We start from the raw sequence: 6623 nt of genomic DNA, 5'->3' as shown, positions 1-6623 counted from the left end.
TTTTTTTGTTTAGTTTTTTCATTTGTAGGTGCGATGTTCATTTATTATCCTGGAGACATGTAAGCCGGCGATCTATTCTAGTTCTTCTCGCTTATACACGGTAAAATATGAATTGTTCATCCTTTTTTCTAACTTAATAGATACAGTTTATGTATGACATGATAGGCAGGTGTAAATGTGTTAAATGTTCAATTATCTCAATACTTACTAAAAGAGTCTAAACCAGCTCTTCATACAGATGAAAAACGAGTGTATATGTTAAAAGATGAAGGGCAATCACCGTATCCTATTTATTTAAATCACCCTATTATGATAGGAGTGGGAACGAATTTGAATCAGCATACAGGATTTGAAGAAATCATTAAAGGATTTATAGGCGCACATAACAAATTTCCTATGTATATGTTATTTGAAACTTATTTATGTAGAGACTTTATTGAAGGGTTTTTAGAAGAGAATAAACTTCATTTTGAGCTAGTTTTTACTAATAAGAAAAAGGATACGAACTTTTTTAAAGTGTGCATTACCAATAGTGATGATATAACCACACTTATGAAGTATTTCTTCCAATCAGCACAAGATTCTCTCTATACGCTATTAAGCTATTCAGCAGACTGTAAGATTATCAGTAATCGTACTGGTGGGATTGAAATAAAAGCGGACAGTTTCTATCCAAGCTTTTCATTTATGTATGATGCGCAAGAATTATTTATTATTGGTGGAGAAGAAAAATGGTCTGATATCCATTATATAAAAAGATTTTTCCATCTTGAGCAGATTACAGATGAGCTAATTATTGATTTAAGAAAATGAGAGACGAGAGAGAATAAATGAAAAAACCCTCAAGTATAGAACGACATACTTGAGGGTTTTTATGTATGAAGAAGGGCCTTGTATCATATATTTTATTCGTCGTTGCATGTAAGTCATTCGGTTTATAAAAACAATGTGCTAAAGAGATCAGTAAAGAAGGCTTTTCTATTTTTCCCGAGAATGAAAAGAAATATATAATCTAATTTTCGTGAATGTAATGAGGAGGCAGTAAAATTTGAACAGAAAAATTTGGTTTGTATTTACTTTTTTTGCTCTTTTAGTAGCTAGTTATATTGTTGTCCAGTATTTTATTATGGATGGATTTCAAACAGGACTTGTAAAAGCGAAGCTTATGTTTGGATCTAAATTAAGTGCGTTCTGGTATATGATGCTATTTATGCATATTACAACTAGTATAGTAGCATTAGTAATTGGCCCGTTTACATTATCCACTAAATTTAGAGAAAGGAATATCAACCGTCATCGAATAATTGGGAGAATCTATATGGTTGGTATATTATTAGGAGGCTTTTCTGGACTATATTTATCCTTTTATGCTACGGGAGGATTGGTAGCGAAGCTAGGTTTCGGTTTGTTATCTGTATTTTGGCTAACATCAGCATATCAAGCATTAAATAGAGTTAAGAATAAAAAAATTAAAGACCATCGGAATTGGATGATTAGAAATTATTCTTTAACCTTTGGAGCAGTTACATTAAGAATTTGGCTACCGTTGTTTATCGTTCTATTTGGAATAGAGCGCTTTGAACTTAGTTACGCTATTATTGCTTGGTTAGCGTGGGTACCTAATTTAATTGTTGCAGAATTATTCATAAGAAAAAGACTTAATAGGGGAAAATACGAAGGAAATGAGGATTTACATTTTTGATGTGAATTTGCTGTTATATTGAGGGCAGAATTCTTCAGTAATTGAATTTTTAAATAGCTGGATTTCGTTTGTAGATTCAAAAATCCGCTAATTTTATTGAATAAATAGAAAATACTTTCTTTTTTCGTTTATTTAATTTAATATCAATAAGGGCACCAAAAAAATAGATAGAGGTGCTAAAATGTACGGTATTATTAATTATGAAGTGTTTTTACTAACAGGAATTTTATTGAATTTAATTCCTGGTGCAGACACCATGTACATTGTGGGGAGAAGTATTTCACAAGGTAGAAAAGCAGGTGTGTATTCTGTTTTTGGTATTATTACTGGTTCTTTAGTTCATACGTTGTTGGTTGCTTTTGGTTTATCTATTATACTTACAAAATCCATTGTGCTATTTAACATCATTAAGGTTATAGGTGTTATCTATCTCGTCTATTTAGGGATTAAAATGATACTTGATAAGACGAATGTAGCTTTCCAGGCCTCGTCCAATAAATTGAACATTAGAAAAATATATATACAAGGGCTTTTAACAAGTCTTACGAATCCAAAAGTCTCTTTATTCTTTATTGCGTTTCTTCCGCAATTTATAGATACAAAGGCTTCAGGTTCTATGCCTTTTATCATTTTAGGACTTACTTTTACAGTAACCGGACTATTATGGTGTTTATTTGTTGCTTATTTTTCTTCATATGTTACAAAAAAATTAAGAGGAAACCAAAAGGTAGGAATGATTCTAAATAAGATAACAGGACTGATTTTTATTGGTATGGGGTTAAAGTTGCTTCAAACAAAAGCTCCTCAATAAACCTGAATAACATAAAAATGCCCCCTTTCAAGAGATGTAATCTTAGGTTTAGGCTAATTTCTACATACTAAAAAGTCCCTTTAACTTTGAAGGGACTTTTTGCTTGTTATTTTGAGTTATCTAAAAGTTTATTTCAAGGTGAGGATCGGTCTGCCCGTAAAAGCCCGATTGGTGAGGGCTGATTAAAGTTTCACTTTATTTGTATTACCAACTAGCAGTTTCCGTACTTTCTTTCAACCACTTCACCCAATCAGAATCCTCCACCTTAAGCAAACTGAGCGAAACACCTTTCATATCTAGAGAAGTTAGCAGCGTACCAACTTTTACAAATGTAATCTGTAATCCTTCCAGCTCATATAAACGGCGAATATCATTTGCGAAAATGTATTGTTCCATTAATGGAGTTGCGCCTAATCCGTTAATGAGAATGGCGAAGTTGTCGCCTTTTCTCCAGCGATAAATGCTTTTTAATTTGTTCATTAGTTCGATCGCTAATATTTCAGAAGAGGATAGTGCTTCTTTACGGTAACCTTTTTCTCCGTGAATGCCGACGCCATAAAAAACTTCATCTTCGTTTAATGTGAATGAAGCTTTTCCTTTCACTGGATCGTTTGCAGGTGAAAGTGCGACCCCTAATGTGTGTAAGTTTTTGATGACAGCTTGCCCAAGTGTTGTTAGTTCTTCTAAAGAGTGACCTGCAAGAGCGGCCGCACCAAGTATTTTTTGAACGAAAACAGTACCAGCGACGCCGCGTCTTCTTTTATTAAACGAAGCATCATCTTCAATTGAAACGTCATCATTTACGATGATGTGGTCAATTTGTCTTCCTTCTTCTTTGGCGATTTGTTCTGCAGCTAGAAAGTTTGCTACGTCATCTTTAAAGTTTTTAATGATGAATAAAATACTCTTATCTTTTGGCATGAGGCGAGTTGCCGCGACAATTTGTTCCACTGTAGGCGGAGTGAAAATACTTCCGTTTACTGCCGCCGTAAGCATACCTTTTCCTACATACCCAATGTCAGCAGGCTCATGTCCGCTACCACCGCCACTTATGATAACAACGTTTTGCTTCAGTTTCTCGATATCTTTTACATAAATGATGTTATTTGTTTCGTCGTAATTCACTTTGTCGTTATGTTCAAAATAAAAGCCATGCATCATATCTTGAACGATATGTTGTACATCATTCATAATCTTTTTCATTGCCTTTGCCACCCTTTAATTACTTTGCTGATTGCTCCAGTAATAGTAGTAATTGATTGTTTATCATATTTTTCATGAGAGAAGACATAATGGATGGATCTACTTCGCACTTGCTTTCAATCCAATCTTTTATCGTGCCAACGAAGCCGTGACTATAAAAGGAGGCAATCGTATTTTTTGTCTCATCAGAAAGGCTGAATCCACAGCTCACAGATAATTCATCAATAATCTTCATATATAAGTTTTTCGTATGCTCAAATAAATAGTGATTAAACGAGTTTTGTTCAATGACTTTGAAAGCATTTCGGTAAAATTTTTGATTTTCATAAAAGTAATCAAATAATAAATCGAAAATATTTTCCCACGTTTCATAGTCAAGAAAGTCGATAATGTTTTCTTTCGTTTCTTCTCTATAAATCCAGCTTAATAGTTCAAATTTATCTTTAAAATGATAATAAAAAGTTTGCCTACGCATTTGACAGTGTAACATAATATCGCTCACTGATATTTTATGAAACGACTCTGTTTCCATTAAATACTTCAATGAATTCGCGATTATCTTTTTAGAAATTATAGAAGAGGTCATCTGAATCATCCCTAGAATGTTAGTAATATGAAAATCCTACCTACAAATGAGAGCGGTGTCTTTAGACAGATTGTCCATTTTGTCCGTTTACTATAAAACGCTTTCATTTTAACATGGATAGTAAGAAGAAGATTTCAAATATATCACAATATATTAAAGGAATTGAGGGAGAATCACAATGAAAAAGATTATAAACAAACCAGAAACATTAGTAATGGAAATGTGCAACGGAATGGTTATGGCTCACCCAGAGCTTGAGCTTTTGAGAAAATATAAAGTCATCAAGAAGAAAGAAATGAACGAAAATAAAGTAACGTTAATTAGTGGCGGCGGTAGTGGTCATGAGCCAGCGCATGCAGGACTAGTCGGAAAAGGAATGTTAGATGCGGCGGTGTGCGGAGATGTATTCGCTTCGCCTTCACAAATTCAGGTGTATCAAGCAATTAAAGAAACAGCGAGTAAAAAAGGTACGTTATTAATTATTAAAAATTACAGCGGCGATATTATGAATTTCAAAAATGGTGCACATTTAGCGACGGAAGATGGAATTGAAGTCGACTACGTAAAAGTGGATGATGATATTGCGGTAGAAGATAGTCTATATACAGTAGGACGCCGCGGCGTTGCGGGCGTTATTCTCGTTCATAAAATTGCCGGCGCAGCAGCGGAAGCAGGTATGGATTTAGGAGCGGTGAAAGCTGTCACAGAAAAAGCAGCGGCTAACGTGCGCACAATTGGTTTAGCGTTAACGTCTTGTACAGTTCCAGCGAGCGGATCACCTACTTTCACACTTGCGGAAGATGAAATGGAATACGGCGTAGGTATTCACGGCGAGCCAGGAATTAAGCGTGAAAAAATGTTGTCAGCAGATGAACTAGCGAACCGTATGACAAATGACCTTGTAAAAGATTTAGGAGTAAAAGATGGCGAGGAAATCGCACTTCTAGTTAACGGTTTTGGCGGAACACCACTGCAGGAACTTTACTTATTTAACAATGCAGTGACGCGAGAATTAGCTGCTAGAAACATTAAAATTAATAGAGTATTCGTCGGCAACTATATGACGAGTATCGATATGGCTGGTATGTCTTTAACTGTACTGAAGTTAGATGATGAGTTAAAAACATTACTATCGAAAGAATGTAACACACCAGCGTTTAAAGTAGATGGACCAGTTGAAAGTGTAGAGTATGTAAATGTACTTGAAGAAACAGAAGAGAAGGAAGTTTCATTTGAACTAGAAACGGCGGAAGAACACGCTGTTATTAAAGATAATGTCATTACATTAAACAACATGATTTATCTCGTTGATAAAATGAGCGATATTATCATTAAAAATGAAGTACCGTTCTGTGAGCTAGATACGCATGCAGGTGATGGTGACTTCGGAATGAGTGTTGCAAAAGGATTTAAACAATTAAAACGTGAGTGGCATTCGATTGTAGAACAAGAAAATGTAACGATCGGATCATTCCTTGACGGTTGTTCTATGATTATTATGGAACATTGCGGCGGAGCTTCAGGTCCAATTTGGGGCGGTGCATTCCGCGCTGCTAGTAAAGCAGCAGGCGAGAAGCGCGAGTTAACAGTAAAAGAATTCGCTGAAATACTGCAAGCAGCACTGCAAGGCATCCAATCGATCGGTGAAAAATCATTCGGCAGAGGAGCAGTAGTTGGTGACAAAACGCTTGTTGACGCACTTGCTCCATGTGTAGACTCTTGGTTAGATAGCGCCTCAAACGAAGTAGACGTAAAAACTGCCTTTGAAAAAGGTGCAGAAGCAGCGGTTAAAGGAGCAGAGTACACGAAAGAAATCGTAGCTCGCATGGGCCGCGCTGGTACAGTTGGCGAAAGAAGTTTAGGATACCCTGATGCAGGTGCACATGCGCTTGGAGTTATCTTTACGGAGATTGCGGGTAGTTTGAAATAGGAATTGGAAAGTCCCTCTGCCTTAAGGTGGAGGGATTTTTCTGTAGTTTTCGAGAATAATAGTATGTGTCTTTTTGTATCACCAAAAACGACCGATTTTGGTGATACAGAAGGACATAAATCTTGTTTTTTGTTATGTCTTCATTTACAACGGTTTTCAAAGGAGATATTCTTAGTAAGAAATTATATTGAAAAGAGGTTTTGATTGTATATGATGAAGCTTATTAATCGCTAATTAAAATTCAAACGAATTTTATACTGTAAAAGGTCAAATTAAGGATAATTCCTTGATTTTATTTGTTATCCCCTTTTACTAGTAGCGGTTAGAAGACATTATATCTTATCAAAAAATTTCATGTTATTTCACGATATCTATTCTTTCGGGATAGGTG

The 6623-nt window shown here is 35.3% G+C and carries 6 protein-coding genes; 4 read left to right on the top strand and 2 right to left on the bottom strand.

Annotated elements, in window-relative coordinates; translation table 11 throughout:
- Window positions 1-177: 177 nt before the first annotated feature.
- From ABWK52_RS07055 to ABWK52_RS07045, 3 genes are all read left to right on the top strand, one after another.
- Window positions 178-813 (top strand): hypothetical protein, encoded by a 636-nt coding sequence (locus tag ABWK52_RS07055; RefSeq protein WP_000935784.1) that lies wholly within the window; start codon window positions 178-180, stop codon window positions 811-813.
- Between the two features lie 235 nt (window positions 814-1048).
- A complete protein-coding gene (locus ABWK52_RS07050; protein WP_098542364.1) occupies window positions 1049-1702 on the top strand; it encodes a DUF2306 domain-containing protein in 654 nt (217 codons plus the stop codon).
- 181 nt (window positions 1703-1883) lie between these two features.
- Complete coding sequence (locus ABWK52_RS07045; RefSeq protein WP_098542365.1) at window positions 1884-2513, top strand: LysE family translocator; 630 nt, start codon at window positions 1884-1886, stop codon at window positions 2511-2513.
- Window positions 2514-2717: 204 nt separating this feature from the next.
- Here ABWK52_RS07045 and dhaQ read toward each other — a convergent pair whose 3' ends face one another.
- Both dhaQ and dhaS read right to left on the bottom strand, forming a co-directional pair.
- Entirely contained in the window at window positions 2718-3716 is a 999-nt protein-coding gene (dhaQ, locus tag ABWK52_RS07040; RefSeq protein ID WP_098542366.1) for a DhaKLM operon coactivator DhaQ, read from the bottom strand.
- A 19-nt stretch (window positions 3717-3735) separates the two neighbouring features.
- Window positions 3736-4302 (bottom strand): dihydroxyacetone kinase transcriptional activator DhaS, encoded by a 567-nt coding sequence (gene dhaS / locus ABWK52_RS07035; protein WP_000204220.1) that lies wholly within the window; start codon window positions 4300-4302, stop codon window positions 3736-3738.
- Window positions 4303-4480: 178 nt separating this feature from the next.
- On the opposite strand from dhaS, the gene dhaK reads away from it, so the two are divergent.
- Entirely contained in the window at window positions 4481-6232 is a 1752-nt protein-coding gene (dhaK, locus tag ABWK52_RS07030) for a dihydroxyacetone kinase subunit DhaK (protein WP_353771900.1), read from the top strand.
- Window positions 6233-6623 lie beyond the last annotated feature (391 nt).

Origin of the sequence: Bacillus sp. AP50 (assembly GCF_040492675.1) — a bacterium.
Classification (GTDB): domain Bacteria; phylum Bacillota; class Bacilli; order Bacillales; family Bacillaceae_G; genus Bacillus_A; species Bacillus_A cereus.
Note: the sequence above shows the minus strand (reverse complement) of the source record. Positions and strands in the feature narration are given on the sequence as shown.

What these genes read in the sequence shown, in the direction of transcription:
- ABWK52_RS07045 (WP_098542365.1), top strand. Translation starts at nt 1,884, where the DNA reads ATGTACGGTATTATTAATTATGAAGTGTTTTTACTAACAGGAATTTTA.
- dhaQ (WP_098542366.1), bottom strand. Translation starts at nt 3,716, where the DNA reads ATGAAAAAGATTATGAATGATGTACAACATATCGTTCAAGATATGATG.
- dhaS (WP_000204220.1), bottom strand. Translation starts at nt 4,302, where the DNA reads ATGACCTCTTCTATAATTTCTAAAAAGATAATCGCGAATTCATTGAAG.
- dhaK (WP_353771900.1), top strand. Translation starts at nt 4,481, where the DNA reads ATGAAAAAGATTATAAACAAACCAGAAACATTAGTAATGGAAATGTGC.